We start from the raw sequence: 2,869 nt of genomic DNA, 5'->3' as shown, positions 1-2,869 counted from the left end.
AATCTATTTTTCCTATTATATTGGTCATTATATCCGTCAATATTTGGTCAGGCAATACCATCAACTTTTGGTCTTTTTAATTCAGCTAAAACAGTTTTACAAATGGCACGTATAGTTGATTTGGATTTATTGGTAGCGGAGAATATTCAATTTAAAATTGGTGGAAATGTATTTGAAATCCCAGGTAACCCCTCAACAGAGTTAGTCCTAAAATTTATGGCGTTCGAAGAGAGAAAAACTAAAAAAGGAAATAAGGATGCGGTGGAAATGTTGGCTGAAATGGTCGCTTATATCCTAGATATGGATAAAAACCATACAGTTGATGTGGCATTTGTTAAAAAGAATTTCTCTCCATCTCAGATGCAAAAGATTGTACAAGTATTTACTGAAGTTGTAGCAGGAATCGATCAAAACCCAAACTAATGATGCCCTCTCTCCCAAACGTTGGGGAAGGGAGTGGCAATAAAGTAGTAGATATTGAATTGATGGAGTCCATTACCTACCTAACAAGGAAAACAGGGATGGGCTTTTTTGAGTTAATGAAACTTTCCTACTATGTATTTTTATCTTATCTCAAAAATAATCGAATCATGGACTTACAAGAAAGTCCTCAAGGCAGGGAATATCTTGCACAAATTGAGAGATTGAATATTACTGAACCTGATTTGGGTTCGTTACGACAATTAACAGGCTACAAGCAACAAGGAGGTGAATAGGAATGGCAATGTTTGATTTAGGGGAATTTGGGGCAGATATTGTGCTTAAACAGGATTCCTTTAACAAAGGAATGAGTGATGTTGAACAGAAGTTAAATTCAACAGGTGGTAAAGTAGGGAAGTTTGGCTTGAGCGTTGGAACATTAGCAACAGGGGCATTAGCCGGATTAGGGGCTGCTTTTGGTGTAGCTGCTGTAGCTGGTGTGAGTATGGCTGATGATTTACAACAATCATTAAATGGTTTGCAAATGTCCACAGGTGCTACCGATCAAGAAATGCAAGGCATGGAAGAGTCCCTAAAAAATATCTATAACGCTAATTATGGAGAGTCGTTTGAAGACATTGCTCAGTCAATGGCTAATGTAAAACAAGCCACTGGTTTAGCAGGTGAAGAATTAGAGAATGCAACAAAAAATGCTTTGTTGCTAAGAGATACTTTTGGATCAGATGTGGCAGAGTCTACAAAACAAGCTAACCAATTAATGAAACAATTTGGAATTTCAAGCGAAGAAGCGTTTACGCTACTAGCTCAGGGATACCAAGAGGGATTGGATTATGCTGGTGATTTCGGGGATTCAGTAAATGAGTATTCTGTTTATTTTAAACAACTTGGTTTTGATGCGGAAGATATGTTTAATACTTTCGGGGCAGGAGCAGATGCAGGAGCCTTTAATCTTGATAAGGTAGGAGACAGTATTAAAGAACTAGGCATACGAACAAAAGATATGTCTGATTCTTCTAGAGAAGGGTTTGAATCTTTAGGTTTAAATGCTGATGAAATGTTTTCTCGTTTTGCTCAAGGTGGGGAAGTTGCACAACAAGCGACACAAGAAGTATTTCGTAAATTAAGTGAATTAGAAGATCCTCTTTTGAGAAATCAAATCGGTGTAGCACTTATGGGTACACAATTTGAGGATCTAGAAGCTAATACAATCTTAGCACTTGGTAATGTTGAAGATAAGTTTAATTCAACAAGTGATACTTTATCTAAAATAAACGAGATAAAGTTTAACTCCTTTGGTGAAGCCATGTCAGGAATTGGTCGTAATCTACAGACAGCCATGATTGAACCTATACAACAATATGTATTACCACTTCTTGCTGATTTGGCTCAATGGATTAAAGACCATATGCCACAGATACAATCGATAATTTCAACTACATTTGATGCGATTGGTACGGTAATATCGTCAACGATAGATGTATTTAGTGGATTAAAAAATACATTCACTGAGACAGATTCCACCACAAACACCGCTTTCACATCCATTCAAACTATTATTTCCACTGTAATTGAAACAGTACAATCAATTATTTCTGATTTCACTAAATTAGCAACTGATTTGTGGACAACGTATGGCGAAGACCTCATGAAAGCATCAGAGAGGGCATGGAAAAATCTCGAAAAGATTATAGGTGGTGCCTTATCAATTATTAGCGGAATCGTCAAAACAGTGACCTCTATTATCCGTGGTGATTGGTCGGGAACAATGAAGGGGTTAGAGACTATCGCACAAGGTGCGTGGAAAGCTATAGGTGGAATTGTAGATTTAGGACTCTCCTACATTCAGGGAGTGCTGAATGGATCAATTTCAGTCCTTACAAATATCGGTAGAGGTATGTTCCAAGGGCTATGGAATGGATTGAAAAGTGTATGGAGGTCAATCGAGTCATGGGTTTCTGATACTGTAAGTTGGTTGGCTGATAAACTTTCCTTCTGGAATTCGTCACAGTCTACAATGTCCTCTAGTTCTTCAGGTGGATCTTATTATCCTGCCTATTCTCAGGGAACACCTTTTGTTCCAGAAACAGGACTAGCTTTACTCCATGCAGGTGAAGCTGTAATACCCAGAGAGTATAATATATTTGCAAATGGTGGAGGGTTAAATACTACACCATCTTCAAATACAACAAATACAACCAATACATACAATCTTAATGTACATGTTGCTAAAATGAGTGGGAGAAAAAGTGATGTAGACCAGGTGTTTACAACCATTATAGATGGATTGAAGAAAAAAGGAAAAAAATTCTCTTAGAGGAGTGGTCATAGTACCACTTCTTTGTGCGCTTGGCAGCGCACTATACTTATCGGGTTCAAGTCCCGTGTGCACCGACGGCCGGAAGCGCTAGCAGACAGACAGTGCGTCACC

At 38.2% G+C, this 2,869-nt stretch carries 3 protein-coding genes; all 3 read left to right on the top strand.

The features are described from left to right. On the top strand, positions 1–423 hold a 423-nt coding region (locus tag J2Z37_RS25180), incomplete at its 5' end, for a hypothetical protein (protein ID WP_209813079.1). Next, positions 423–716 carry a hypothetical protein gene (locus J2Z37_RS25175; protein WP_209813078.1) on the top strand — a complete coding sequence of 98 codons (294 nt, stop codon included), beginning with the start codon at positions 423–425 and terminating at the stop codon, positions 714–716. The genes J2Z37_RS25180 and J2Z37_RS25175, both read left to right, overlap by 1 nt. 2 nt (positions 717–718) lie before the next feature. Further along, positions 719–2,755, top strand: a complete 2,037-nt coding sequence (locus J2Z37_RS25170) for a phage tail tape measure protein (RefSeq protein WP_209813077.1) — start codon at positions 719–721, stop codon at positions 2,753–2,755. Positions 2,756–2,869 lie beyond the last annotated feature (114 nt).

This window comes from Ammoniphilus resinae (assembly GCF_017873965.1).
Classification (GTDB): Bacteria; Bacillota; Bacilli; order Aneurinibacillales; family RAOX-1; genus Ammoniphilus_A; species Ammoniphilus_A resinae.
This window is presented reverse-complemented; position numbering and strand designations above follow the sequence as displayed.

Excerpts from the sequence above, each read along its gene's own strand:
- J2Z37_RS25175 (WP_209813078.1), top strand. The coding sequence starts at position 423 with ATGATGCCCTCTCTCCCAAACGTTGGGGAAGGGAGTGGCAATAAAGTA.
- J2Z37_RS25170 (WP_209813077.1), top strand. The coding sequence starts at position 719 with ATGGCAATGTTTGATTTAGGGGAATTTGGGGCAGATATTGTGCTTAAA.